The 26,187-nt window shown below is 64.4% G+C and carries 25 protein-coding genes; 18 read left to right on the top strand and 7 right to left on the bottom strand.

Annotated features, from left to right (window positions below):
- Positions 1-85: 85 nt before the first annotated feature.
- Genes ACZ7GB_RS04620 through ACZ7GB_RS04610 form a run of 3 tightly spaced genes read left to right on the top strand, consistent with a single transcriptional unit; the run spans position 86 to position 3,093 of the window.
- Positions 86-1,111, top strand: coding sequence for a LacI family DNA-binding transcriptional regulator (locus ACZ7GB_RS04620; RefSeq protein WP_078599654.1), 1,026 nt, complete (start codon positions 86-88; stop codon positions 1,109-1,111).
- A gap of 43 nt (positions 1,112-1,154) precedes the next feature.
- Positions 1,155-1,997: an SDR family NAD(P)-dependent oxidoreductase gene (locus ACZ7GB_RS04615; protein ID WP_078599653.1), complete on the top strand. Its 843-nt coding sequence runs from the start codon at positions 1,155-1,157 to the stop codon at positions 1,995-1,997.
- Between the two features lie 7 nt (positions 1,998-2,004).
- Positions 2,005-3,093, top strand: coding sequence for a tartrate dehydrogenase (locus ACZ7GB_RS04610; protein WP_472157795.1), 1,089 nt, complete (start codon positions 2,005-2,007; stop codon positions 3,091-3,093).
- Positions 3,094-3,230: 137 nt separating this feature from the next.
- On the opposite strand, the gene ACZ7GB_RS04605 is transcribed toward ACZ7GB_RS04610, so the two are convergent.
- Both ACZ7GB_RS04605 and ACZ7GB_RS04600 read right to left on the bottom strand, forming a co-directional pair.
- Positions 3,231-3,812 carry a nucleotidyltransferase family protein gene (locus ACZ7GB_RS04605; protein WP_472157794.1) on the bottom strand — a complete coding sequence of 194 codons (582 nt, stop codon included), beginning with the start codon at positions 3,810-3,812 and terminating at the stop codon, positions 3,231-3,233.
- A gap of 17 nt (positions 3,813-3,829) precedes the next feature.
- Positions 3,830-4,141: an NIPSNAP family protein gene (locus ACZ7GB_RS04600; protein ID WP_078519919.1), complete on the bottom strand. Its 312-nt coding sequence runs from the start codon at positions 4,139-4,141 to the stop codon at positions 3,830-3,832.
- A gap of 142 nt (positions 4,142-4,283) precedes the next feature.
- Here ACZ7GB_RS04600 and ACZ7GB_RS04595 point away from each other — a divergent pair, with 142 nt between their 5' ends.
- The 14 genes from ACZ7GB_RS04595 to sigJ all read left to right on the top strand — a co-directional run bounded on the left by ACZ7GB_RS04595 (position 4,284) and on the right by sigJ (position 18,629).
- Positions 4,284-5,045, top strand: a complete 762-nt coding sequence (locus ACZ7GB_RS04595; RefSeq protein WP_208607943.1) for a TetR/AcrR family transcriptional regulator — start codon at positions 4,284-4,286, stop codon at positions 5,043-5,045.
- A gap of 239 nt (positions 5,046-5,284) precedes the next feature.
- Positions 5,285-6,616: an extracellular solute-binding protein gene (locus tag ACZ7GB_RS04590; protein ID WP_472157793.1), complete on the top strand. Its 1,332-nt coding sequence runs from the start codon at positions 5,285-5,287 to the stop codon at positions 6,614-6,616.
- A gap of 131 nt (positions 6,617-6,747) precedes the next feature.
- The gene (locus ACZ7GB_RS04585; protein ID WP_208607942.1) at positions 6,748-7,593 is read left to right on the top strand and encodes a carbohydrate ABC transporter permease; all 846 of its coding nucleotides are present in this window, start codon (positions 6,748-6,750) and stop codon (positions 7,591-7,593) included.
- 1 nt (position 7,594) lies between these two features.
- Positions 7,595-8,560 (top strand): carbohydrate ABC transporter permease, encoded by a 966-nt coding sequence (locus ACZ7GB_RS04580; protein ID WP_210402129.1) that lies wholly within the window; start codon positions 7,595-7,597, stop codon positions 8,558-8,560.
- A 13-nt stretch (positions 8,561-8,573) separates the two neighbouring features.
- Positions 8,574-9,683 (top strand): ABC transporter ATP-binding protein, encoded by a 1,110-nt coding sequence (locus ACZ7GB_RS04575; RefSeq protein WP_078604119.1) that lies wholly within the window; start codon positions 8,574-8,576, stop codon positions 9,681-9,683.
- Between the two features lie 4 nt (positions 9,684-9,687).
- A complete protein-coding gene (locus ACZ7GB_RS04570; protein ID WP_472157792.1) occupies positions 9,688-10,557 on the top strand; it encodes an FAD binding domain-containing protein in 870 nt (289 codons plus the stop codon).
- Positions 10,554-11,051, top strand: coding sequence for a (2Fe-2S)-binding protein (locus ACZ7GB_RS04565; protein ID WP_078519914.1), 498 nt, complete (start codon positions 10,554-10,556; stop codon positions 11,049-11,051). Before ACZ7GB_RS04570 ends, ACZ7GB_RS04565 begins: the two co-directional genes overlap by 4 nt.
- Positions 11,048-13,426, top strand: coding sequence for a xanthine dehydrogenase family protein molybdopterin-binding subunit (locus tag ACZ7GB_RS04560; protein WP_472157791.1), 2,379 nt, complete (start codon positions 11,048-11,050; stop codon positions 13,424-13,426). The genes ACZ7GB_RS04565 and ACZ7GB_RS04560 overlap by 4 nt, the downstream gene beginning before the upstream one ends.
- The gene (locus ACZ7GB_RS04555) at positions 13,423-14,316 is read left to right on the top strand and encodes an NAD(P)-dependent oxidoreductase (RefSeq protein WP_472157790.1); all 894 of its coding nucleotides are present in this window, start codon (positions 13,423-13,425) and stop codon (positions 14,314-14,316) included. The genes ACZ7GB_RS04560 and ACZ7GB_RS04555 overlap by 4 nt, the downstream gene beginning before the upstream one ends.
- The gene (locus tag ACZ7GB_RS04550; protein WP_078545741.1) at positions 14,316-14,906 is read left to right on the top strand and encodes an SRPBCC family protein; all 591 of its coding nucleotides are present in this window, start codon (positions 14,316-14,318) and stop codon (positions 14,904-14,906) included. Before ACZ7GB_RS04555 ends, ACZ7GB_RS04550 begins: the two co-directional genes overlap by 1 nt.
- Before the next feature lie 11 nt (positions 14,907-14,917).
- Entirely contained in the window at positions 14,918-16,090 is a 1,173-nt protein-coding gene (locus ACZ7GB_RS04545) for a M20 aminoacylase family protein (RefSeq protein WP_472157789.1), read from the top strand.
- Between the two features lie 10 nt (positions 16,091-16,100).
- On the top strand, positions 16,101-17,021 hold the full coding sequence (locus ACZ7GB_RS04540) for an XdhC family protein (RefSeq protein ID WP_472157788.1): 921 nt from the start codon (positions 16,101-16,103) through the stop codon (positions 17,019-17,021).
- Positions 17,022-17,260: 239 nt separating this feature from the next.
- On the top strand, positions 17,261-17,713 hold the full coding sequence (locus ACZ7GB_RS04535; RefSeq protein WP_472157787.1) for a carboxymuconolactone decarboxylase family protein: 453 nt from the start codon (positions 17,261-17,263) through the stop codon (positions 17,711-17,713).
- Positions 17,700-18,629, top strand: a complete 930-nt coding sequence (gene sigJ, locus ACZ7GB_RS04530; RefSeq protein WP_472157786.1) for an RNA polymerase sigma factor SigJ — start codon at positions 17,700-17,702, stop codon at positions 18,627-18,629. Before ACZ7GB_RS04535 ends, sigJ begins: the two co-directional genes overlap by 14 nt.
- Positions 18,630-18,720: 91 nt before the next feature.
- Here the strand turns inward: sigJ and ACZ7GB_RS04525 are convergent, their stop codons facing one another.
- A complete protein-coding gene (locus tag ACZ7GB_RS04525) occupies positions 18,721-18,960 on the bottom strand; it encodes a hypothetical protein (protein WP_472157785.1) in 240 nt (79 codons plus the stop codon).
- 13 nt (positions 18,961-18,973) lie between these two features.
- Positions 18,974-19,372 (bottom strand): c-type cytochrome, encoded by a 399-nt coding sequence (locus tag ACZ7GB_RS04520; protein WP_472157784.1) that lies wholly within the window; start codon positions 19,370-19,372, stop codon positions 18,974-18,976.
- Between the two features lie 241 nt (positions 19,373-19,613).
- Between ACZ7GB_RS04520 and ACZ7GB_RS04515 the strand changes: the two genes are divergently transcribed.
- Complete coding sequence (locus ACZ7GB_RS04515) at positions 19,614-20,057, top strand: YtoQ family protein (protein WP_078604465.1); 444 nt, start codon at positions 19,614-19,616, stop codon at positions 20,055-20,057.
- Between the two features lie 262 nt (positions 20,058-20,319).
- Here ACZ7GB_RS04515 and katG read toward each other — a convergent pair whose 3' ends face one another.
- From katG to dgoD, 3 genes are all read right to left on the bottom strand, one after another.
- A complete protein-coding gene (katG, locus tag ACZ7GB_RS04510; RefSeq protein ID WP_472157783.1) occupies positions 20,320-22,494 on the bottom strand; it encodes a catalase/peroxidase HPI in 2,175 nt (724 codons plus the stop codon).
- Positions 22,495-22,822: 328 nt separating this feature from the next.
- Positions 22,823-25,021, bottom strand: coding sequence for a glycoside hydrolase family 2 protein (locus tag ACZ7GB_RS04505; protein WP_472157782.1), 2,199 nt, complete (start codon positions 25,019-25,021; stop codon positions 22,823-22,825).
- A gap of 2 nt (positions 25,022-25,023) precedes the next feature.
- Complete coding sequence (gene dgoD, locus ACZ7GB_RS04500) at positions 25,024-26,172, bottom strand: galactonate dehydratase (RefSeq protein WP_472157781.1); 1,149 nt, start codon at positions 26,170-26,172, stop codon at positions 25,024-25,026.
- Positions 26,173-26,187: the final 15 nt, after the last annotated feature.

Below are 26,187 nucleotides of genomic sequence, written 5' to 3'. Positions count from 1 at the left end.
CGTATGGCCTATGAAAACGCTGCCGCTAGGTGCATTTCTGGGTCATTGACTCGGGCTTGCCCGAAAGGAATTGGAGGAAAGCGTCATGGGGACCAAACAGCGATTGCCTGACCGCAAAAGCAAGATCACGGTGCGCGAGGTCGCGCGCCGTGCCAATGTCAGCGAGTCGACGGTTTCGCGGATCATGCGCAACAAGGGGCTCGTCGCCGAGTCCACCCGCGAGAAGGTCATGGAGACGGTCCGCGCGATGGGCTACGTCCCCAACCGCATCGCGGGCTCGCTGGCCTCGCTCGACTCCTTCCTCGTGGGCGTCGTCATCCCGTCGCTCTCCAACATCGTGTTCCCGGAGGTTCTGCAGGGCGTCCATGCCGGGCTCGACGGAAGCGACCTGCAGCCGGTGATCTCGACCACGGATTACAATGTCGACCGCGAAGAGGCCGTCGTGCGCGGCATTCTCAGCTGGAAACCCGCCGCGATCCTGCTCGCCGGGTTCGACCACACCGACGCCACCCGCAAGATGCTCGAGCAAAGCGACATCCGCGTCGTCGAGATGATGGATATCGACAGCACGCCGATCGACATCGCGGTGGGTACCTCGCATCGCCGCGCGGGCCACGCGATCGGTCGCCACCTGATCTCGCGCGGCTACCGCCATTTCGGCTATGTCGGCCATGACTGGAACGCCGACCGCCGGGCGCGGCTGCGCTATGACGGGTTGTGCGAGGCGCTGTCCGAAGCGGGACTCTCGATCGAAGCGCATGCGATCGACGACGGACCCAGCTCGGTCGGGACGGGCCGGGAGCAGACCGCGCGCCTGCGTGCGTCGGCCCCGCAGATCGACGTCGCGGTCTATTCCAACGACGACATGGCCGTGGGCGGCGTCTTCCACTGCCTTGCCGAAGGTATCAGCCTGCCTGACCAATTCGCCATATTCGGCTTCAACGGTCTCGATATCGGCAAGGAGCTGCCCCAGCCGCTCTCGACCGTCCGCTCGAACCGTTATCTCATCGGCAAGAAGGCGATCGAGGAGGTTCTGGCCTCGCCCGAGCGCCCGTCGACACCCACCATCATCGACACTGATTTCGAGGTCTTCGCCGGCGCAACCGCCTGAGGCGCGCCGATCTCGGACACCGAACGAAAAAAGGAGAAATCCCATGCATCCCGCTCTCGCCAAAGGCAATGTCGCAGTCGTCACCGGAGGGGCCTCGGGTATCGGCCTCGCCGCCGCCCGCCACCTCGCCGGGCTGGGGATGCGTGTCTGCATCGCCGATCTGCCGGGGGCTGCGCTCGAAGCCGCCTACGACGCCCTGATCGCTGCGGGCGCGGCGGCGGCTGACGTAATGACGCAGGCCACCGATGTCTCGGACCGGGCTCAGCTCACGGCGCTCGCCGATGAGGTCTGGGCGCATTTCGGGCCGGTCAATCTGCTGATGAACAATGCGGGCATGCAGCCCGGCAGCTCGATCTTCGATGCGGAAGGCAACTGGGACCGCATCCTCGACGTGAATATGGGTGGCATCATCCGCGGCAGCCAGATCTTCGCGCCGCGCATGATCGCGTCGGGCGCGCCGGGCCTGATCGTCAATACCGGCTCCAAGCAGGGGATCACCACGCCTCCGGGCGATCCGGCCTATAACGTGTCGAAAGCTGGCGTGAAGGCCTTCACCGAGGCCTTGCAGCACGAGCTGCGCAATCGTGAAGACTGCAAGGTCGAGGCGCGGCTGTTCATCCCGGGCTTCGTCTTTACGCCGCTCACCGCAGGCGGGCGCACCGAGAAACCCGCCGATGCCTGGACGCCCGAGCAGGTCGTGGAGTTCCTCTTCGACTCGATCGAGCGCGGCGATTTCTACATCCTTTGCCCCGATAACGACGTGGATCGCGCAACGGATGTGAAGCGCATCCTCTGGGCGGCGGGCGACATCACCGAGAACCGCCCGCCCTTGTCGCGCTGGCATCCCGATTACGGTGACGCCTTCAAGGCGTGGCTGAAGAAGTGATGCGGCCATGACGACCCGTGTGCATCGTATCGCGGCCATCCCCGGCGACGGGATCGGGCCGGAGGTGGTCGACGCCGCATTGACGGCGCTTGACCACCTGAGCCGCCAGACCAACGCGTTCCGGCTGGAGGTCGACCGCTTCGACTGGGGCTCGAAACGCTTTCAGCGCGAGGGCACTTTCATGCCCGCAGACGGGGTCGATGCGCTGCGGGCCTATAACGCGATCCTATTCGGCGCGGTCGGCGCTCCGGACGTGCCCGATCACCTGACGCTCTGGGGGCTACGCCTCGCGATCTGTCAGGGGCTCGATCAATACGCGAACCTGCGGCCCACCCGTATCCTGCCGGGCCTGTCGAGCCCGCTTGCGGGTGTCGGTCCGGAAGATCTGGACTGGCTGATCGTGCGCGAGAACTCCGAGGGCGAATATGCGGGGCAGGGCGGGCGCAGCCATCGCGGCCAGCCGCATGAGGTCGCTACCGAGACCGCCATCTTCACCCGCACCGGCGTCGAGCGCATCATGCGCGTGGCCTTCTCGCAGGCTCAGGCGCGCCCGCGTAAGCGTCTGACGGTGGTGACGAAATCCAACGCGCAACGCTACGGGCTGGTGTTGTGGGACGAGATCGCCGCCGAGGTCGCGCGCGAGTTTCCCGACGTGACATGGGACCGGATGCTGGTCGACGCGATGACCGTGCGCATGACGCTCGATCCGCGTTCGCTCGACACGATCGTCGCCACGAACCTCCACGCCGACATCCTCTCGGATCTCGCGGCGGCGCTCGCGGGGTCGATCGGCATCGCCCCCACGGCCAACCTCAATCCCGAGCGCGCTGCGCCGTCGATGTTCGAGCCGATCCACGGCTCGGCCTTCGATATCACCGGCAAGGGCGTCGCCAATCCCATCGGCACCTTCTGGAGTGCTGCGATGATGCTGGGGCATCTGGGAGAGACCGAGGCCGAGGCGCAGATGATGCGCGCGATCGAGGTCGTGACGGCAGATCCGGACAGTCGCCCGCGCGACCTCGGCGGCACAGCCAGCACCGAGCAGGTAACGGAACGGCTCTGCCGCGCGCTCGATGAGATCGGGACGAAAGGCTGAAAATTACGGACGGGCGTTGGACGCTGTCGTCTCTTGTCGGTCTTGAGAGCCGAGCGCATGGGGAGTGGGCTCACGCAAGCCGAACTCGCGTCCGCGCCAGGATCAGTTTCCCGACAATACGCGCCCTGGAGAACGTGTCAGGCACGATCCTCACGCCTGACGTTAACCCGATGATGGCGGAGGTCTTCGGGCGTGTCGATGTCACTCGCCTCTTCGGCTGAAAGGGGGATGAGCGACTTGGGCGGCAGGGCGCGCAACAGCTCCCGGGCGCCGTGATCTCCGTCCTGATCGGGTGCGTGTCTCAAGTCCTGCGCGGTCAGAAGCGCCGGCGGCATCGGGATACCGTCGAAGGTGCAGGCGCGGCTGCCGCCATCGCTATTTACCAAGGCGCGGAGCGTGTCGGTTGAAACGAAAGGCATGTCGCCCAGCACGAACAGCGCACGTTCTGCCCGGCGGCTCGTTGCGACGCCGCGCGCCGCTCGCCAGCTCTCGGAGAGCGGCAGGCCCGGTGCCACGTGATGCACCTTGAACGACGGCGGGAGAGAAACGGCGACCTTCTCGGAAGAGACGATCGCCACGAGCGCGTCACATCCCGACGCCTCGAGCGCGCGCGCCGCTGCCAGCACCAAAGGGGCGCCGTTCCAATCTGCAAGGAGCTTGTCCCGAGCGCCGAACCGACGCGAGGCGCCGGCGGCGAGGAGGATGCCAAGCGTGCGCATGGTGGCCCGCGCCCGGATCAGTCGAGCGGCGAGAAGGCCGCGGGCTGCAGGAAGATGCTTTCCTGATGCACGAGATAGGGCAAGATCTTGGGCACGAAAGCCTGCCATTCCGGGTCCGCGCCCAGTTTGGCGCGTTGCGCGCTGCGGTGGCCGTAATCCTCATAGGCCCAGAGGAAGGTGACCGCGTTGAGCACGCCACTGTCGCTGACCCAGCATCCGGCGAGCTTTGCGTATTGGGTGATGATGTGCAGGCCCTCGGCTTCATAGAGCTTGAGGAACTCGGGCGCCTTCCCGGGGGTGATGCGGTAGGTTCTTTGTTCGTAGATCATGTTGGACTCCGGCGTGAATGGCAGAAAATCGCGGGCACTGACGTCCCGTCACGCGCCGAAGCTACGACCAAACTTTGGGTTTTCGCAACACATAAGTCGTCAAGTGACGAAAAGATACTTTGCCTTCGCGCGGAATGGGCTAATGTATGAACCTGAAGTCGTTGCGTCCGGCGTCGGAATGAACAACAAAGGATGCCAAGAGGAAAACGTGCAGACCAAGCCCAAAATGACTGAAGGTTCGTCCAAAACGAACGGCGCCGGAAATAAGCCCGGCTCGCCGCAAGGCGCTGTGCGCATGCCGTTCAATGAGCGTCGTGCTCAGATCTTGGACGTCGCCACCGAGTTCTTTGCGGAGAACGGGCTTGCGGGGCAGACGCGCCAATTGGCGGAGAAATGCGGCATCTCCCAGCGTCTTCTCTATCGCTTCTTCCCGACCAAGGAAGACCTGCTCAAAGAGGTCTATAACCGAGAGATTCTTGGTGCTTTCAAGGCCGTCTGGTTCGTTGAGCTTCAGGATCGTTCGCAGCCCATGGCCGTGCGCCTCGACGCATTCTATCGCGACTATCTTCAGTCTACCTTGACCCGGAAGTGGCTGCGATTGTTCCTTTATGCCTCGCTGGCCGAGGCGAATATGGCGCCTGACTACATCGCGGCGATTGTCATGCAGTTGCTGGAGACTGTGATGCGCGAAGTTGCGCATGAGCGGGGCGTAGAGCTGCCGGAAGATCCCGCATTGCTCCGCGAAATGGCGTGGACGCTGCACGGTGCGATCTCTCACTACGCGATTCGACGCCATATCTATCAAAGCAGCCTGTCGCTCTCCGAAGACCAGGTGGTAACGATGCATGTCCGCGTATTCCTCGCGGGATTCGAGGACATGGTCGAGGTGTGCAGCGGCCGCTGATCGCTGCAATCCACTACATTTTCCCTGATTTCGCCTGCGGAGGCTTCCGCAGGCGCTGAAATTTTGTGCGATTTCCGTTGCGGAAGGGAAATCCTCACTTTTTCGTTTGTCGTCAGTTGACGAATAAATAAATCGCCAATAGCGTCGGTTCCCATAAACAAGATCAACAGGGACGGCTTGCTGCAGGTTGGGCTTTGAACGGGCTCGGGCTGAGGCGGCCATGCAAAAGGAATCGAAAGATGCTCAAGGATAAGACGCGCCGTCTCGGGCGCCGGGATTTCCTCCGCTACTCGGCGGCGGGCGCAGGGGCGCTGATGGCGCCGGGGCTGGTTCGTCCGGCGAAGGCCGAAACGGCCGCGCTGACGATGCACACCTGGTCGGCGGCGGTCGACACCGTGCAGAGCCACCTCAGCGCCTTCACCAAGGAAACCGGAATCCCGGTCAATTACGGCAACTCGCCCTGGGCCCAATACCGCGAGGGCATGGTCGCGAAATTCGTGGGCGGTGCGCCGCTCGACGCGATGTGGGTGTCGGATTCCTGGCTGCCTGAATGGGCCGAAGCCGGCTGGATCGCCCCGGTCGACGAGTTCGACAGCCTGATGAAATACAACGCCGAGGCCGAGGATTTCTGCACCGACTCCATGACCTATGGCGGTCGTCAGTACGGCCTGACCTATTACACCGACTACATGGCCTTCTTCTATGACGAGGCGAAGCTCAAGGAAGCCGGCTTCGACGCCCCGCCGGAAACTTGGGACGAGCTGGTCGAGCAGTCGCTCGTCATGAAAGAGAAGGGCATTGCCGACTATCCGATGATGCTCGCGATGGCGCAGGAAAGCTGGCTGATCGAGTTCATCTCGACGCTGGTCTATTCGCATGGTGGCCGTCTGGTCGACGACAACGGCATGGCCGTGATGCAGGACCCGAAAGAGGGGGCTGTCGAGGCGCTGAGCTGGGTCGTCGATGCGGTCAACAAGCACGAGATCGTCTCGCCCGCCTGTGTCGAGACCGGCGAGCTGGCTGGTCTGAAATCCTTCGCGGCGGGCAACCACGCCTTCGCGATGGTCGCGAAATACCGTCTGCGGATGCTCAACGATCCCGAGCAGTCGCAGATCGCGGGCAATGTGAAGCAGGCGATGATGCCGCAAGGCCCGAACGGCTCTCACGCGACGGTCGGTTGGATGCGTTTCCACGGCATGTCGGCGCAGGCTGCACAGGACAAGGCGCGCGCCGAGAATGCCGCGAAGCTGATCGAATGGTTCGGCGGCAAGGCGGATGGCGCCTACACGTTCCAGAAGCTCCTGTTCCTCGATATCGGCGCCGGGTTCGGCGTGAAGCCACTGTTCGAGGATCCCGAGATCCGCGCGGCCTACGACTCCTATGGCGATGTCGACATCATCCAGGCTCAGCAGGCGCTTGCTCGCAAGAAGGACACGGTCACCCCGTGGTTCGGCGAGTGGAACGACACCAACGGGTCGGCCTGGCAATCGGCGATCCTCGGCAATGTCGATCCCGCCGGAGCGGTCAAGAAATCTGCCGATCTGTGGAACGAGCTGAAGGACAGCTACTGAGCAGGTGCGGCGGGCCTTTCTAAAAGGCCCGCCGACTGTCGGGCAGGGCAACGGGAGAGCATGACGTGGCGAATGCAATGACACGGGCGACACGCCCGAAATGGCGGGTGGGATACGAGGAGCGCAGCGCCATGCTGTTTCTTGCTCCTGTCATGGCCGTTCTGGGCGCGGTTGCGGTCTTCCCGATCGCCTATTCGCTTTATATCAGCTTCTTCAGCATCAAGCTGACGCGTCCGAACCGGACCCCCTTCGTCGGGCTGAAGAACTATACCGATCTTCTCGGCGATGAGGCTTTCTGGGGCGCGGTCTGGCGCACGGTGAGTTTCTCGCTCGTCTCGGTTACAGCGATTGCTTTCATAGCCTTGCTTGTTTCGCTGCTGCTGAATCAGGAATTCCGCGGGCGTCGTATCCTGTCGACGATCCTTCTGGTGCCGTGGGCGATCCCCTATGTCGCGAACGCGCTGATGTGGAAATGGATCTACGATTCCAGCTATGGCGCGCTGAACGGTCTGCTCTACCAGCTCGATTTCATCGACAAATACATGGTCTGGCTGGGGGATCAGGACAAAACGCTGTTCCTGATCGCCAATGCCTTCGTCTGGAAGGAAGTGCCGCTGGCGACGATCCTTCTGCTGGTCTCGCTCAAGTCGATCCCGTCCGATCTCTATGCGGCAGCACGCGTCGATGGCGCGACGGTCTGGCAGCGCTTCGTGCATGTCACCCTGCCGGCGATGAAGCCCGGTTTCATGCTGGTGATGATCTACGAGACGATGATGGCGATCCGCCATTTCGACCTGTTCTTCATCCTGACCGAGGGCGGGCCCGGCAGCGCGTCGCATGTGCTCTCGTGGCACATCTACGTCGAGACCTTCCGCAACCTGTCCTTCGGGAGCGGTGCTGCGATGTCCTACCTCCTCGCAATCGCGACTTTCGCACTCTCCTACCTCTTCATCCGAACGCTGGGGCGCAAGATCTGACATGAGCGATATGCCTATCACCCCGCCTGTCGACACGATCGACTACCGCCGCCGCCAGAAAATCGGGCGCATCGTGCAGCGTCTGGTGATCGTGGTCTCCGCGATCGTCCTTGCGGCCTACATTCTCGCCCCGGTGTCGTGGCTCGTCTCCTCGGCGTTCCAGACCGAGACCGAGATCGTCTCGATCCCGCCGCACTGGATTCCCGAAGAACCGACCCTGCGCAATTTCGAGGCAATCTTCACCGCCGGGAACGACGAGCCCGTCACCTACGAGACGCGCTCGGGCGCCGATCCGGCTGCCGGTGACTTCATCCCCTCCACCGCGGAGAACCTCCTGCCGTCGATGGCCAACAGCCTGATCGTCTCGATCCTGGTGGTGATCCTGAACCTGCTCGTCGGGGTGCCGGCCGCCTATGCGATCGCGAAAATCCGGTTCTGGGGGCGCAACGCGTCGGTCTATTTCATCCTGATCACGCGGGTGATCCCCGATATCGCGCTGGTCGTGCCGTTCTTCCTGGTGATCCGCAAGCTTGGGATGCTCGATACGCTCGGATCGCTGGTGATCACTTATCTCGCGATCACGGTGCCCTTCACGGTCTTCATCCTGATCCAGTATTTCGAGGGCCTCCCGGATGAGCTGGACAAGGCCGCGCGGGTCGATGGCTGTTCGCGGCTCCAGGCGCTGATCAAGGTGTTCCTGCCGCTCTCGCTGCCCTCGCTCGTCGCCGTGGTCCTCTTTACCTTCCTTACCAGCTGGAACGAATTCCTGCTCGCGCTGATGTTCACGCAGACCTCCGCGTCGCAGACCCTGCCGATCCTGCTGGCCTCGTTCACCTCCGATTTCACGGTGAGCTTCTCCTTCCTCAACGCCGCTGGCGTCCTGGCGGTCGTGCCGCCGGTGATCGTCGCCATCGTCTTCGAACGCTACATCGTTTCCGGTCTGACCGCCGGGGCTGTCAAAGGTTAGAAAGGACAAAGTCTTGGCCCGGATCCGCTTCACCAACGTAAACAAGAAATACGCCAACGGCTTCCATGCCGTGCGCGATCTCAACCTCGATATCGAGGATCGCGAGTTCATCGTCCTGCTCGGCCCCTCGGGCTGCGGCAAATCCACGACCCTCAACATGATTGCAGGGCTCGAGGAGGTCTCGGACGGAGATCTGATCTTTGACGAGCAGGTCGTGAACTACGTCCCCCCGCACAAGCGCGACGTCGCGATGGTGTTCCAGAGCTACGCGCTCTACCCGCACAAGACCGTCTACGACAATATCGGTTTCGGGCTGAAAATGCGCAACGCGTCGAAGGAAGAGATCGACGAGCGCGTGCAAGACGCCGCGAAGAAGCTCGAGATTTCGCACCTGCTCGACCGCCGTCCGTCGCAGCTGTCGGGCGGCCAGCGTCAGCGTGTGGCGCTGGGGCGGGCGATGGTTCGTGACCCGTCGGTCTTCCTGATGGATGAGCCGCTGTCGAACCTCGACGCGGCGCTGCGGATCTCGATGCGCGCGGAGATCAAGGAACTCCACCGCGCGATGGAGACCACCTTCGTCTACGTGACCCACGATCAGGCCGAGGCGCTGACGCTCGCGGATCGTATCGTGGTGATGAATGACGGGGTCGTGCAGCAGATCGGCACGCCCGACGACATCTACGAGCGCCCGGCGAACACCTTCGTGGCGTCGTTCCTCGGCAGCCCGCCGATCAACTATTTCGACGGCGTGCTCGAGGCCGGGCCGGATGACGAGATGGCCTTCGTTCGCGATGGGTTGCGTCTCGTGCTGCCGGCAGATCACGCTGCGCGCCTGAAAGGGCAGGAGGGGCGCGCGGTGCGACTGGGTATCCGGGCCGAGGATGTCGCAGAAGGCACTGCCGAGCCGGGATACAATGCCCTCAGCGGCACCGTGAACTCGGTGCTTCCGGTTGGCTCGGATCAGTATCTCGGTATGGATTTCGGCGGCGAGGAGCTGTTCTTCCGCGTCGGCAAGGATCTGCGCCATGCGTTCGGCGAGAGCATCACCCTCGCGGTGGATCTCAACCGCCTGCATGTCTTCGACCGCGAAACCGGTCAGTCGCTGATCTGGAACGCGGCCTGACACGATGAAACCCGCCCCTTTCACCTACCACCGGCCTGCGAGCCTTGCCGAGGCACTGGCGCTGTTGCGCACGCATGGGCCGGCGGCCAAGCCGATCGCCGGAGGGCAAAGCCTAGGGCCGATGCTGAATATGCGGCTGGCGCGCCCGGGCCATCTGATCGATCTCAACGATCTGATCGAGTTGGACCGCGTGCGGGTGAAGGAGGACATGCTGGAGATCGGAGCGCTGACGCGCCATCACCGGCTGGCCAATGCGCCGGAAGTGCAGCGGAGCCTGCCGCTTCTCGGTGCCGCTGCCGCCTCGATCGGGCATTACGCGATCCGTCAGCGCGGCACGATCGGCGGCAGCCTCGCCCATGCGGACCCCGCCGCCCAGTTGCCGCTGATCGCGGTCACGCTGGGCGCGACGCTGGTGATTTCGGGACCGGCAGGCCCGCGCGAAGTCGCCGCCGCCGATTTCCTGCAATCGATCATGACGGTCGATCTGCGCGATGGCGAACTCATCACCGCGCTGCGCTTTCCGCTCCCCGTCGGCGATCGGTGGGCCTTCGAGGCTTTCTCGCGCCGTCACGGCGATTTCGCGCTGGTCAGCGTCGCGCTCAGTTTCGCGCGCGACGCGGAGGGCAAGATCGATGCGCTGCGGCTCGGGCTCGGCGGCGTCGACACCGTCCCGCTGCGCCTGCCCGAGATCGAGGCGCGCGCGCAGGGCAGGCTGGCCGACGAAGACACCATTCGCGACCTCGCTGCCGCGACTGCTGCGGCGATCGCGCCCGAAGACAGCGAACAGGTGCCCGGGGTCTATCGCCGGGAACTTGCCGAAACGCTTGTCATTCGCGCGTTCCAGTCCGCTCTGACCCGGGAGGAGGGTGCATGACCGCTCCGACACACGACCCCCTGACGCTTTCGCTGAGCGTGAATGGCGAAACCCACGACGTTCGGGTGCCCGCGCGCAAGCTGCTCTCGGATGTGCTGCGCGACGACCTCGGCCTGACCGGTACCCATGTCGGCTGCGAACACGGCGTCTGCGGCGCCTGCACCGTGCTGATCGACGGCCGCCCCGCGCGCGCCTGCCTGACCTTCGCCGCCCAGATGGAGGGCCACGAGGTCACGACCATCGAGGCCATGGGACGGCCCGATGCACTCTCGGCGCTTCAGCAGGCGCTGCACGAGGAACATGGGCTGCAATGCGGTTTCTGCACGCCCGGCATCGTGGTGACCTTCGAGCATTACCTGCGCGAGAACCCGGACCCCACCGCAGAAGAGGTGCGCGATGTCCTGTCGGGCAACCTGTGCCGCTGCACGGGCTATCAGAATATCGTCGCCGCCGTGCTGAAAGCGGCGGCCCGGATGCGTGGAGAGGCGGCATGAGCGGCGATTTCACCGAGATCGGTCGCGCCCTGCCGCGCAAGGAAGATCGGCGCCTCGTTTCGGGGCGCGGGCGCTATCTCGACGACCTCGCCTTTCCCGGCGCGCTGCATGTGAGCTTCGTGCGTTCGCCCCACGCCCATGCGCGCATTCTCGGGATCGACAGCGCCGAAGCCGCTGAGATGCCGGGGGTCGTGGGGATTTTCACCGGGCGCGATCTCGATCAGATGACGACGCGGCTGCGCCTCGCACCGCCGATCGAGGGGCTGCAGCCGACCGAGCTGACGACGCTTCCGATCGACAAGGTCCGCTTCCACGGCGATCCGGTGGTCTGCGTCGTCGCGACCGATCGCTACCTCGCCGAGGATGCCGCGGAATGTGTCACCGTCGAATATGACCAGCTTCCGGCGGTGACCTCGATCACCGAGGCCTTCGCACCCGATGCCGCTCTGGTCGACGACAGCCTGACCAGCAACATGGTCTCGCATCAAAGCCTGTGCGTCGGCGATCCTGCCGCGCGCCGGGCTGAGGCGCATCGCGTTGTCGAGGCCCGTTTCTCGCTCCATCGCCACACCCATGTCCCGCTGGAGACGCGCGGTTGCGTCGCCGATTGGGATGACGGGCGCGCGCATCTGAACATGCATATCGGCAATCAGGTCCCGCATCCGTTGCGCAGCCAGCTTGCTGCGCGGCTGGGTCTGTCGGAAAGCCAGGTTACGGTGATGAGCCCCGATGTGGGCGGCGCCTTCGGTCAGAAGATCGCGCTCTATCGCGAGGAACTCACGGTCGCGGCTCTGTCTCGCCACCTGCGCCGCCCGGTTCGGTGGCGCGAGGATCGGATGGAGAACCTGATGTCCGCCGCCCATGCGCGGGAATACGAGTGCCGCACGCGCACCTCGGTCAGCGAAACCGGACGGATTCTCGGTCTCGAGCTCGAGATCGACGAGGATTTCGGCGGCTATTGCTTCTACCCGGCCAACTACATGGCCCGCGTCATCGCCCTCATCATGACCGGTCCCTACCGGATTCAGGACTACGCCTATGAGGTCCGCGTCGCGCTGACCAACAAATGCGGCGCGGGCCCGATGCGCGCGCCCATGGCGATCACCAGCTGGGTGATGGAGGGCACGATCGACGCCATCGCCCGCGACCTCGGCCTCGACCCGGTCGAGGTGCGCCGTATCAACGCGCTCGGCCCGGAGGATCTGCCCTACAAGATGCCCACGGGCGAACTTCTCGAAGATGTCAGCCCACGGGAGACGCTCGAGATCGCCGTGGACGCGATCGACGTCGCGGCCTTCCGCGCCCGGCAGGCGCAGGCGCGCTCTGAGGGGCGCTATCTGGGGCTCGGGCTGTGCACAGTGATCGAGAGCACGACCTATGGCTCGGAATTCTACAAATCCGCCGGTATCCCCGGATCGGGCCATGAATCGGCCTGGGTGCGGATCGAGCCGAGCGGAGCGGTCAACGCCTCCGTCGGGCTGATGGGCACCGGGCAGGGCTACGAGAGCCCGCTTTCGCAGGCGGTGGCCGAAGGGCTCGGCGTGCGCTCGGAAGATGTCACGGTCCATATGGGCAACACCGATATCGCGCCCTACGGCATGGGCAGCCGCGGCGGACGCGGCGCGACCGCTGGCGGGGGGACGCTTTATCTCTGTGCGCTCAAGGCGCGCGAGCGGGTGCTCGCGATTGCGGCTTCGATGCTCGATCTCAACGATGCTGGCGGGCTGCGCATGCGCGCAGGCCAGATCGAACGGATGATCGGCGACGACTGGCAGGAGACGGGCCTTGCGCTGACCGATGTCGCGCGGCGCGCCTATCTCGATCCGCTGGCGCTTCCCGAAGGGATCGCGCCGGGGCTCGACTTTTCGCATAGCTACGACCCGCCCGCGATGACCTATTCCAACTCGACCCATGCCTGCGAAGTCGAGGTCGACCCGCAGACCGGCGCTATCACCATAGACCGCTATCTCGTCGCCGAGGATTCCGGCACCGTTCTCAACCCGATCGTCGTGCGCGGCCAGCAGCAGGGCGCGATCGCGATGGGGCTGAGCGGCGCGCTGCTCGAACAGGTGATCTACGACGGCACGGGGCAGAACCTCTCCGCGACGCTCGCCGATTACCTCGTGGCGTCCCCGAACGAACTGCCGGAATTCGAAATCCTGCATCACAACACGCCGAACCGTCGCACCCCCGCGGGGATCAAGGGCATGGCCGAAGGCGGCGTGATGGGCGCGATCGGCGTGCTCGCCAACGCGGTGAGCGATGCGCTCGCGCCGCGCGGCGTGACGATCGAGCGTCTTCCGCTGACCCCCCAATCCATTCGCGCGCTCCTGCGGGAGGCCGCGCCCAGCTCAACAAAAAGGACCCAGCCGTGACAGAAGAGAAACTCAGCGTCGGCTTCATCGGACTCGGAATCATGGGCCAGCACATGGCGGGGCATATCCTCGCCGCAGGGCATCCGCTCAACATCTACAACCGCACCCGCGCCAAGGGCGACGCCCTCGTCGCGAAGGGGGCGACGTGGTGTGACAGCCCCGGCGCCGTGGCCGAGGCCAGCGACATCACGATCACCATCGTCGGCTACCCCGCCGATGTCGAACAGGTCTACCTCGGTGAGGATGGGATCATCGCCAAGGCGCGCCCGGGCTCGGTGTTGATCGACATGACCACCTCGAGCCCCGCCCTGGCCGGGAAAATCGCGCAGGCGGCTCTCGCGCGCGGCCTCTCTGCGCTCGACGCCCCGGTGTCCGGCGGCGATGTCGGGGCGAAGGCGGGCAAGCTCGCGATCATGCTGGGCGGCGATGCGCGGGCGTTCGAGCGGGTCCTGCCGGTGCTGGAGCTGATGGGCGGGAATATCGCGCTGATGGGCAAGGCGGGCGCTGGGCAGCACACCAAGATGGCCAACCAGATCGCCATCGCCTCGACCATGCTCGCGGTCGCGGAAAGCATCAGCTACGCACGCGCCGCCGGTCTGGATCCGATGCAGGTTCTCAAAGTCATCGGAACCGGGGCCGCGTCGAGCTTCCTGCTCAACGGGCTTGGGCCGAAGATGGTGGACGGGGATTTCGCGCCCGGATTCTTCGTCCACCACTTCGTCAAGGACATGTCCATCGCGCTGAGCGAAGCCGAAAGACTGGGGCTTGATCTGCCGGGCCTGTCGCTGGCGCGCAGCCTCTATGGCAAGCTGGTGGATGACGGCTTCGGCGAAGAGGGCACGCAGGCGCTCTACCGTGCCTATAACGCGATCCATGCGGAGGCCGGGTGATGCGGTTCGAAGGCGATCACCTGATCCCGGCCGATCCCGAAACGGTCTGGCGCGGGCTCAACGACCCCGAGGTGCTGCGCCGCGCGATCCCGGGCTGCGAGGCGATGGAGCAGACGGGCGAGGCCGAATATACCGCCACGGTCGTGGCGCGGGTCGGCCCCGTCTCGGCCAGCTTTCGCGGCAAGGTGGAGCTGAGCGATCTGGTGCCGCCCGTGTCCTACCGGATCACCGGGCGCGGGCAGGGCGGGCCTGCGGGCTTCGCCAAGGGCGGCGCCGAGATCAAGCTCGCGCCTGAGGGCGAGGGCACGCGTTTGTCCTATGTCGCCGATGTCGAGGTTGGCGGTAAACTGGCCGCAGTCGGTGGGCGATTGATTCAGGGCGTGGCGCGCAAGAATGCCGAGGACTTCTTCAATGCCTTCTCGCGGGTCGTGACCGGCGAGGCGGAAGAGACAGCCCCGCCCAGCGAAGGCGCTGCCCCGGCGGGCGCGGTGGCCACGGCGACGGCGGGACATATCCCGCTGATCGACCGCGTGGCGTGGCTTCTGGTCGGTCTTGGCCTCGGGCTTGGGATCTGCTGGCTCTTTGGTTGAAGGGACGCGCGATGAACATCACCCCGGCGATCAAGGCGATGGAAGACCAGTTGGTTGAATGGCGGCATGCGCTGCATCGCAGCCCCGAACTGGCTTTCGAGGAACACGAGACCGCCGCCTTCATCGCGGCTGAGTTGCGTGCTTTCGGACTTGAGGTCCACGAGGGGCTGGCCGGGACCGGGGTGATCGGCGTTCTGCGCAATGGCGAGGGGCCCACGGTCGGCCTGCGCGCCGATATCGACGCGCTGCCGATCTCCGAACTGACCGGGGCGGATTATGCCTCCGAGATCCCCGGCAAGATGCATGCCTGCGGCCATGACGGTCACACCACGATGCTTCTGGGCGCCGCGCAGGCAATGGCAGCGGATCCGCCGGGACCGGGCACGGTAGTGTTCATCTTCCAGCCCGCCGAGGAAAACGAAGGCGGCGCGCGGGTGATGATCGAGGATGGGTTGCTCGACCAGTTCCCGCTCGACAGCACCTTTGCGCTACACAACTGGCCGGGGCTCGAGGCGGGCAAGATCGCGATGCGCGCAGGCCCCGTCATGGCCGCGTTCGACACGTTCGAGCTGAAGGTGATGGGCAAGGGCTCGCATGGCGCGATGCCGCATGAGGGGATCGACCCGATCACGCTGGCCGCGCAATTGCAGATGGCCTGGCAGACCATCGTCAGCCGCGCGGTGGATCCGACCGATGCGACGGTGATCTCGGTCACGCAGATCCATGCGGGCCACACGCTCAATGTGATCCCCGACGAAGTGACCCTGCACGGCACCGTGCGCACCCTGCGTCCCGCGACGCGCGATTTCGTTCAGGCCGAGATGACGCGCCGCGCCGAAATGATCGCCGAGGCGTTTCATGCCAAGGCCGAGCTGATCTATCAGCGCCGCTACCCGGCCACGATCAACGATGCCGAGGCCGCCGAAACGGCACGCCGCGCCGCCGAGGCCATCGTGGGCCGCGACGCGGTGCAGGTCGATTACGCACCCAGCATGGCGAGCGAGGATTTCGCCTTCCTGCTGGAGAAGGTGCCCGGCGCTTACGGCTGGATCGGCAACGGATCGGCGGAGGGCGGGCGCAACCTGCACAGCCCGCATTACGATTTCAACGACTCCATCCTGCCGCTGGGCGTGCAATTCTTCGTCGAGGTCGCGCATCGCGCGCTGGCCGGGTCGAACGATTGAGGGGCCAGCCGTGACCCATCCCGCTGCGCAAGATCCGTGGTTCGAATTGGCAAGGTCCGACGTACCCGGCGCGATCGCGGTGATCTCTGCCATCGAAGGTCCGGCCTATCGCAATGTCGGCACCGCGATGGCGATCTTGCCGGATGGTCGGCGCTTCGGAGCGCTCAGCTCAGGTTGTATCGAAGAAGATGTGGTCGAACATGCACGCGCGGCGCTGGCCGACGGGCAGGTGCGCAAGCTGCGCTATGGGGCCGGTTCGCCCTTTTTCGATCTTAAGCTGCCCTGCGGCGGCGCGCTCGAGGTTACGGTGATCCCCGCGCCGGACCGTTCCTTGCTTCGCGAGCTTGCGGCAAGGCGGGCGCGCCGCGCGGAGGCGGCCTTGGGAGTGAGCGCCTCGGGGGGCTTGCGTTTGATGCAGGAAGGCGAGGCGTCCGACGAGCCGGGAGAGTTGCGTATCGCCTTTCGCCCCGAGCCGCGCTTCGTGATCTTCGGTGCCGGCGCCGAGGCGGTGTTCTTCGCCGATCTGGTGCGGGCGACCGGCGCGCCGCATCTTTTGCTCACGCCCGAAGACGCCACTTTCGCCAATGCCGAAGGTGCAGGCTGCACGGTGCGCATGTTGGACCGAAGCGCGATCCCTTCGGACGTTGCAATCGACGCGCGCACGGCGGTGATCCTTCTGTTTCACGACCACGATTGGGAACTGGATATTCTCGAGGCGGCGCTCGCAACCCCCGCATTCTACATCGGGGCACAAGGCAGCGTGCGCACGCAAAGCCGGCGGCAGGAAGGTTTGCAGGCCCGCGGTATCGATGCGGCGACGCGCGCGCGGGTTCATGGGCCGATCGGGCTGATCCAATCCGCGCGCGATCCCCGGCTGCTGGCCGTGTCGGTGCTGGCCGAGGTGCTTGAAGAAGTGCAGCGCGACGTTTGAAATTCGCGGGTGCTGGCCCGAACAAGCCGCCGCGAATTGCATCTACGTTAAAATGCCCCGCGCGACCAAAGCTTCGACCGAGTTCCTATGTTCCGGCGTATGGCTTTGGCGAAAGGCGTGGCTCCCCAGGCTCCAGGCCCGGCTACCTGAACAGAGAGATTTTCTTTCCGCCGGTCACAAAGCGGGGCGCTGTCTCGTCTTCTGGTATATAACCCAAGGAGATGCCGATGACGCCCCGAATGAACTACTACGAAGCAGCCCCCGAGACCATGAAGGCCATGAGGGCGGCCGAGGAGGCGACGAAGGAGCTTTCGATTTCTCTCATGCTACGGGAGCTTATCAAGATGCGCGTGTCGCAAATCAACGGCTGCGCTTATTGCCTCGATATGCATGCGCCTGCAGCGCGGGAGGCGGGTGTGTCGCAGCAAAAGCTCGATGTGCTGGCGGCCTGGCGGGAAAGCCCTGCGTTTGACGAACGCGAATGCGCCGCACTCGATTGGGCCGAAGCCCTGACAAGGATAGAGCAACAGGGCGCCTCGGAGGAGGTCTTCCAGCGTCTCCGAAATGTTTTCACGGAGCGCGAATGCGTGGACCTGACTTTCGCTGTTACGTTGATTAACGCGTGGAACCGTTTCGCGATCGGGTTCCGGTCTACCCACAAGATCACAGAGCGCGATCATGCCGTTGCCTGAGACACAGCAGGTTTTCGAAAGGGAGCGCCGCCGCTTGGCGGGGCTCGCTTATCGAATGACCGGGTCAGTCTCGGAGACGGAAGACATCCTTCAGGACGCGGCGCTGAAACTGCAAAGCGTCGGACTCTCCGGCATCGAACGTCCGGCGCAATGGCTTTCGACCGTCGTCACGCGCCTTTGCCTCGACCATCTGCGATCGGCGCAGAAGAGGCGGGAAACCTATGTGGGGGCGTGGCTGCCCGAGCCGATTGTCACCGACCATGCGGCGGATGCCGAAAGTGATTGGATCCTGACCGAAGACGTGGGGATTGCACTCCTGCTCACGCTCGATCGACTATCGCCCGAGATGCGCGCAGCGTTCATTCTTCGCGACGGGTTCGATTACGGTTTCGACGAGATTTCGGCGGTCGTCGGCCAGTCTTCCGTAAATTGTCGGCAGCTGGTTTCGCGGGCAAGACGCAAGCTTGCCGGTGCCGATCAGAGCACGCCGGAACGGGCGGAGGAGACCCACCCGCTTGTCGCGGCATTCTGGGCTGCGAGCCGCGAGGGCGACATGGATCGGCTGCTGGAAATCTTCGCTGAAGATATCGAGGTGCATACGGATGGCGGCGGCAAGGTTCCGGCGGCGATCAACGTGCTGAGAGGGAGCCGGAACGCCGCGCGCTTCTTCGAAGGCTTGGCCCGGAAGGGCAAGCTGACGTCTGGGCCTGTACCGAGACCGCAGTTGATCAACGGAGCAACAGGATATGTGGTGCGGGAAAATGGCGTCCTGCAAACCACGGCCTTCGCGGTTCATTCCGGAAAGATCAAAGCAATATGGATTGTCCGAAACCCCGAGAAGCTGCGGCATGTTCACCCTGCGGAGGATGGATTTCCACCCGAAGGGTCGCGCCCTCCATGCTGTTCGGCCGATTGATGTGGACTAAGCCACATCGCGGGTTTCGTCTGGCATGCCCACGGACGTCAAGAAGCCGGACGCGAGGCCCGGCTTCCTGCCTCGTGTGTGATCAGGCCAGCTGGCCTTCGAAGACGCTCTGCAGCTTGTCGACGGGAATGATGCCCGTCTGGCCGTAGAGGTCGACGTGATCGGCACCGTCAATGATCATCAACTCCTTCCGCCCGCCCGCCGCCATGCCGAGGGCGTTGGCGAGTTTGAAGGCCGCCATCTTCATCGTGCCAAAGCGGTAGCGGTTCGCCGCGCGCCCGCCGATCAAAGTGCCGGCACAGATGCCGAGGCCCAACACCATCTGCGCCGGGGCGCTACTGCTGTATCGAGGCCAGATAATAGATGAGAGACAGGATGCGCCCCCGGGCCACCATGTCCGCCGTCTCTCCGCGCTCGCTGGTCGCCGAGGCCGCGTAACGGTCCCCCCAGACCGGCATCTTGCTGCCATGCGCCCGCATCTCGTTTCGCCCATCTATCATCCGAAGCGCGTAGTCGAACGGGAATTCGCCGTTGCCCTTCTTCGCCGCGAGGCTCGTGAGGTCGGGTGTCTGAATATCCAGCAACCCTGCCAGCGGGCCATTCCCTTTCGCTGTCTCCCCATGACATCCAGCGCAGGCGACCATGTATTCCTCGCGACCGGCATCCTCCTGCGCCAGAGCGTTTGTTGTCAGCAGCAGGAGCGCTGCCATGCTTGAAATCACCACACCGTTCATTGCTTTCTCCTCCTCCCAGGATTTCGAACACTTCCCAGCAAATCAGGTGATCGAATTCGCGCACTGACCGGCGTCAATGACATGTCGCTATGCCTGCTGGCGGATCAAGCGCATGGGGAGCGGATCGGAAGGGGTCCGGACAACCGGAGAGGTTGCCAAGCTGGTCCCGATCCTCAAGGATCGCGCCGGAAAAGCGAAGCGGCCCGAAGCGGGGCCCACGCGACAGCGAAAAGAGGATGCGATGAAACTGAATGTCTATCTGGCCGGCGAAATTCACACCGATTGGCGCGAGGCGGTGAAATCGGCCTGCGAAGGGCTGGATATCGAATGGTCGGGGCCGGTGACGGATCACGGGGCCTCGGATGATTGTGGGGTCGAGATATTCGGCGCGGAAGAGGACAAGTTCTGGCATGACCGCAAGGGCGCGTCGCTCAACGCGATCCGTATCCGCACCGGGATCGAGCGCTGCGACGTGCTCGTTGTCTGCTTCGGCGAGAAATACAAGCAGTGGAACGCGGCTTTTGATGCGGGCTATGCGGCGGCGCTCGGCAAGCCGATCATCGTGCTTCAGCCACCCGAGCACGATCATGCGCTCAAGGAGGTCGACGCGGCGGCCAATGCGGTCGCGCGCACGCCCGAACAGGTGGCCCGCGCGCTGCGCTACGTGACGACGGCGGCGCTGTAAGGCGGAACGGTGCCCCGCCCGGATCAGCCGCGTCAGCGGCCCGGGCAGCGTCCGACCGCCCCCTCGGGCGGGCGCTTTGGCTACGTTAGCGCGCGGATCGAGATCGTCCGGATTTGGCCGGGATAAAGCGCTGACCACGAAGGGCAGGGCGCCCACCCGGCGGTCTGGCGCCGCCCTCTGATGCTCAGACTTCGATCCCCCAAACGAAAACGCCCCCCGCAGGTCATCCTGCGAGGGGCGCGGTTTTCTGTAAGACAGACGATCAGGCCAGATCGAAGCGATCGGCGTTCATCACCTTGGTCCAGGCGGCTACGAAGTCCTCCACGAACTTCTCGCTTGCGTCGTCCTGAGCATAGACCTCGGCATAGGCGCGCAGGATCGCGTTCGAGCCGAAGACCAGATCGACGCGGCTCGCGGTCCATTTGACCGCGCCGGTCTTGCGGTCGCGGATCTCGTACGCGCCGTCGTCCACCGGATGCCAGCTGTAGCCCATATCGGTCAGGTTGACGAAGAAGTCGGTCGTCAGCTGGCCTTCGCGGTCGGTGAAGACACCGTGCTTGGTGCCACCGTAGTTCGTACCGATCGTCCGCATGCCGCCGATCAGGACGGTCATTTCATGCGCGGTCAGCCCCATCAGCTGGGCACGGTCCAGAAGCATCTCCTCGGGCGAGACGATGTAATCCTTCTTGAGCCAGTTGCGGAAGCCGTCGGCGAGCGGTTCTAGCACGTCGAAGCTGTCGGCATCGGTCATCTCGTCGGTTGCGTCGCCACGACCCGGCGCGAAGGGCACCGTTGCGTCATGACCGGCGGCCTTGATCGCCTTCTCGACGCCGACATTGCCCGCCAGCACGATCACGTCGGCCACCGAGGCACCTGCTTCTGCCGCGATTGGCTCGAGCACCGAGAGCACCTTTTGCAGACGGGCGGGCTCGTTGCCCTCCCAGTCCTTCTGCGGGGCGAGACGGATGCGCGCGCCATTGGCGCCGCCGCGCATGTCCGAGCCGCGATAGGTGCGCGCGCTGTCCCAAGCGGTCGAGACCAGCTCGGCCACCGACAGGTCCGAGGCGGCGATCTTCGCCTTCACCGACTCCACGTCCCAAGCGGTCGACCCAGCGGGGACCGGGTCTTGCCAGACCAGATCTTCCGAGGGCACCCACGGGCCCTTGTAGCGGACCTTCGGGCCCATATCGCGGTGGGTCAGCTTGAACCAGGCGCGGGCGAAGGTCTCCTTGAAATACTCCGGATCGGCCATGAATTTCTGGCAAATCTCGTTGTAGATCGGGTCGACCTTCATCGCCATGTCGGCATCGGTCATCATCGGCATCCGGCGCTGGCTCGGATCCGAAGTGTCGAGCGGCATGTCCTCTTCGGCGATGTCCACCGGCTTCCACTGTTTCGCGCCAGCGGGGCTCTGGGTGACTTCCCATTCATGGCCGAAGAGCATCTCGAAATAGCCCATGTCGAATTCGAGCGGGTTCGTCGTCCAGGCACCTTCCGGCCCGCCGGTGATCGAGTTGCTCGCTTGCCCCTTCAGGTTTGGGTTGAACCAGCCGAGACCCTGCTGCTCGACATCGGCCGCTTCAGGCTCCGCGCCGAGCGCCGACGCGTCGCCATTGCCGTGGCATTTGCCGACGGTGTGGCCGCCTGCGGTCAGCGCGGCGGTTTCCTCGTCATTCATCGCCATACGCGCGAAGGTCTCGCGGACTTGTGCCGCGGTCTTCATCGGGTCGGGCTGGCCGTTGACGCCCTCGGGGTTCACGTAGATCAGGCCCATCTGCACGGCGGCAAGCGGGTTTTCCATCGTGTCGGGCTTGTCGACATTGGCGTAGCGCTCGTCCGACGGCGCGAGCCATTCCTTCTCGGCGCCCCAATAGGTGTCTTTCTCGGGATGCCAGATGTCCTCACGGCCAAAGGCAAAGCCGAAGGTTTTCAGCCCCATGCTTTCATAGGCGACGGTGCCGGCGAGGATGATCAGATCCGCCCAGCTGAGCCGGTTGCCGTATTTCTTCTTCAGCGGCCAGAGCAGGCGGCGGGCCTTGTCGAGGCTCGCATTGTCGGGCCACGAGTTGAGCGGGGCGAAGCGGATATTGCCGGTGCCCGCGCCGCCGCGCCCATCCGCGAGACGGTAGGAGCCCGCCGAGTGCCAGGCGAGACGGATCATCAGACCGCCATAATGGCCCCAGTCAGCCGGCCACCACTCCTGACTTTCGGTCAGCAGCGCATGCAGATCGGCTTTCAGCGCATCGTAGTCGAGCTTCTCGACCTCTTCGGCATAGTCGAAGCTGCGCCCCAGCGGGTCCGTCTTGGTGTCATGCTGGTGCAGGATGTCGAGATTGAGCGCCTGCGGCCACCAGTTCATCACGTTCGAGCCAAGCTCGGTATTGCCGCCATGCATCACCGGGCACTTGCCGCCCGTGTTCACATCATTTCCGTCCATCTGTGCTTCCTCCTGCTGAGCACGGGGTTGATCGGGGAGACCGGTTAAAGTCTGACATGCCGCAGCTTGTCCGAATAGGGGCTACGGCACGTGGGTCCCTACCTTGCCCGATGCTCATAGCAGGCAGTGTGATAAATAAAAATTTGGAAATTGTAATAAGACATATAATGTAAAATTATGCATTGGCATTTTGTCAGCGGAATCCAAGTGCTGGCGTCATGCGCCTCCGACGGGTTCGAACCGGCCAAAGCGGGCGCCCGTTCAACGACATGTCATGTCGCGAACGGTTTGCCCCATGACCTTGATCGAGCGTCGCCGTCCTTGCCGCTTACTCCACCGCGATCTCGATTGTCTCGAGCGTCTCACGAAGCCGGGCGGTCACCTTGATCGTGCCGCGCGTCCCGGTCAGGCGGATCCAGCAGCCGGTCGCGCCGTCAGCGAGCACCGGACAGTCGGAGCCGATCAGCTTAGCCGGGCCTTCAACGGTGAGGTGAACGGGCTCGTTGAGGAAATGCAGCTTGTTGCCCGCCTGATCGCGCGCGCGGATCATCACGCGGATTTCCTCGCTCGGATCGGCCTCGGCCTTCGTAACATCGGGCGCCACTTCGAGCCGGTCGAACATCGCATCGGCGGGGAAGTCGCGCTCGATCACCAACTCGCCGTTGCGATAGCCGCGCAGGCGGCCCGCATGCCAGCTCTCTCCCCAAGCGGTCACCTCGTCGGGGGTGAAATGGTCGTAATCGATGATAACTGGCGCGTGCGGCAGATGCGGGAAGCGGGTGCGATCAGGCCCGACGCGTTTGACCACATCGGCGTAGGACAGCTCCACCTCGTCGCAGTTCGTCAGCACGATCAACGGGATCACCCCGCCGATATTGCGCTCGCCGCGCGACCAGACGGTGACCGGCTCCATCACGATCGCCTCGTCGGGATCGCGCTGGCTGGCATAGGCGTAGGCTGCGAATTTCGGCTCGCGGAAGATCGACATCACGCCGTGATGGCAGATTCGGTCGCCCGCGCCGAAATCCTTGTGCGTGTTGTAGTCGAACATGCACCAGCCGATGCAGCCCGCGAGCCCGGCATCGGGGTCGTGGGCGGCGTTGAGCACGTCGAGATGGCGCAGCACATGCTCGTGCTGGCGATGCTCGGGGTCGCCCGCCTTGGTCGGATACATGTGCCCGTTATATTCGGTCACCAAATAGGGCACGCGCTTGGGCAGCCCCGTCACCTCCTGCTGGTCACGCAAACTCGTACGCGGGCGGTTCGAGAAGGGCAGTTCGAAGTCGCCGAGGACGAAATCGTTCATCGTGTAGACGTCTTCGAGCAGTTGGCTGTCGGTGATGCAGCGCACGCCGCCGGTGGGGCGCGTCGCATCCAGCTCATGCGCCAAGGCATTGGTGCGCTTGTAGAACGCTTCCGCATCAGGGCTCTCGTTGATCCGCACGCCCCAGATGATGATCGAGGGGTGGTTCCAGTCGCGCCGGATCATCCGCTCGACATTGGCGACGGACTCGTCCTGCCAGACATCGCCGCCGATATGCTGCCAACCGGGGATTTCCTCGAAGACCATGAGGCCGATCTCGTCGCAGCGGTCGAGGAAATAGGGGCTCTGCGGATAATGCGAGGTGCGCGCGATGTTGCAGCCCAGATCGTAGCGCAGGATTTCCGCGTCGCGCTCTTGGCTGCGTTTGCCCTGAGCATAGCCCGAATAGGGGAAGCTCTGGTGCCGGTTGAGGCCGCGCAGGACCACGCGCTTGCCGTTGAGGAAAAAGCCCTCGGGCGTGAATTCGGCGTGGCGGAAACCGAACCGCTGAGTGAGGCGGTCGCCGCTTTGGCTCAGGGTCAGAGTCAGCGTGTAGAGCGCGGGCGTCTCGGGGGACCAGAGCGTGATGCCGCTGAGGCCCTCGAAGGTGATCTCGCCGGTGCCCTCGCCGCGCGCGATCTCGTGGCCGTCGGCGTCCGACAGAACCGCCTCCACCGTGCCCGGCGCGTCGAGTTTGACCAGAACGCGCTTGGCCTCGGCCAGCACGTCGGGCGTCTCGATCTTCACACTTGCTATATGGGCCTCGGGCAGAACTTCCAGCCATGCGTCGCGATAGATCCCCGCATAGGTGAGGTAGTCGATCCGGCCACCGAACGGCGGAATCTCGGGGTTTTCCGAGCCGTCGATATGCACCGTCACCAGCGCCTTGCCGCCCTCGAACCGGTCCGTCAGATCGACGGTGAAGGGCGTGTAGCCATCGCGGTGGCGCAGCACTTCCGCGCCGTTCACATAGACCACGGCATCGGCCATCGCTCCGTCGAACCGCAGACGCACCAGCTTGCCCGCCCATGCATCGTCCCACGCGATCTCGCGCTGATAGGTGAAGGGGCGCTGGAACGCGGCTTCGTCAAAATAGCTCATCGGCAGGTCGGCGGCGTTATGGGGCAGGGTGACCGTCTCGCCCTGCAGCGGCTTTGCGACCTTGGATGCGTCGAAGCCTTCCGCGAAACTCCAGCCTTCGTTCAGTTTGCTGATCTCTCTCATGATTACCACTCCGCGAAGCTGCCATCGGCATGGCGCCAGATCGGGTTGCGCCAGCGGTGACCTTCTGCGGCCGCCTGGCGGACTTTCTCCTCGTTGACCTCGACGCCGAGGCCGGGGCCCTGCGGGATCGCGACGAAGCCGTCGTCATACTCGAAGACCGACGGGTTGCTCAGATAGTCGAGCAGATCCGAGCCCTTGTTGTAATGGATGCCCAGCGACTGCTCCTGAATGAAGGCGTTGTAGCAGACCGCATCGAGCTGCAGGTTCGCCGCCAGCGCGATCGGCCCCAGCGGGCAATGCAGCGCCAGCGCCACGTCATGCGCCTCGGCCATGGCCGCGATCCGGTAGGTCTCGGTGATGCCGCCGGAATGCGAGGGGTCGGGCTGGACGATATCGACGTAGCCGCCCTGCAGGATCGATTTGAAATCCCAGCGGGTATAGAGCCGCTCACCCAATGCGATCGGGGTGGAGCAATGGTTGGCGATCTCGCGCAGCGCCTCGGCATTCTCGCTCAGCACCGGCTCCTCGATGAACATCAGGTTGAAGGGCTCGAGTTCCTTCGCGAGCTGCTTGGCCATCGGGCGATGGACGCGGCCGTGGAAATCGACGCCGATGCCGAAATCGGGGCCCATTTCCTCGCGGATCGCCTGCACGCGCGCCAGCACGGCGTCGATCTTGGCGTGGGAGTCGATGAATTGCAGCTCCTCGGTGCCGTTCATCTTCACCGCAGTGAAGCCCCGGTCGCCGCACTCGCGCGCCATCCGCGCCGTGTCGCCGGGCCGGTCGCCGCCGATCCAGCTATAGACCCGGATGCGGTCGCGTTGCTGGCCGCCCAGAAGCGCATGGACAGGCACGCCTAGCGCCTTGCCCTTGATGTCCCACAGCGCCTGATCGAGCCCGGCGATGGCCGACATGTGGATCCCGCCGCCGCGATAGAAGCCGCCGCGATACATCACCGTCCAGTGGTCCTGAATATGGCCGGGATCCTTGCCGATCAGATAGTCCGACAGTTCCTCGACGCAGGCGGCGACAGAGGCCGCACGGCCCTCCAGCACCGGCTCGCCCCAGCCGGAGATGCCCTCGTCGGTGGAGATTTTCACGAAACACCAGCGCGGCGGCACGATGAAGGTTTCGATGGCGGTAATTTTCATGACGGTCCTCAGGGT

The organism is Thioclava sp. PTB-PU3-1, from assembly GCF_055666785.1.
The sequence above is the reverse complement of the archived record's forward strand: the minus strand, read 5'-3'. Positions and strand labels throughout refer to the sequence as shown.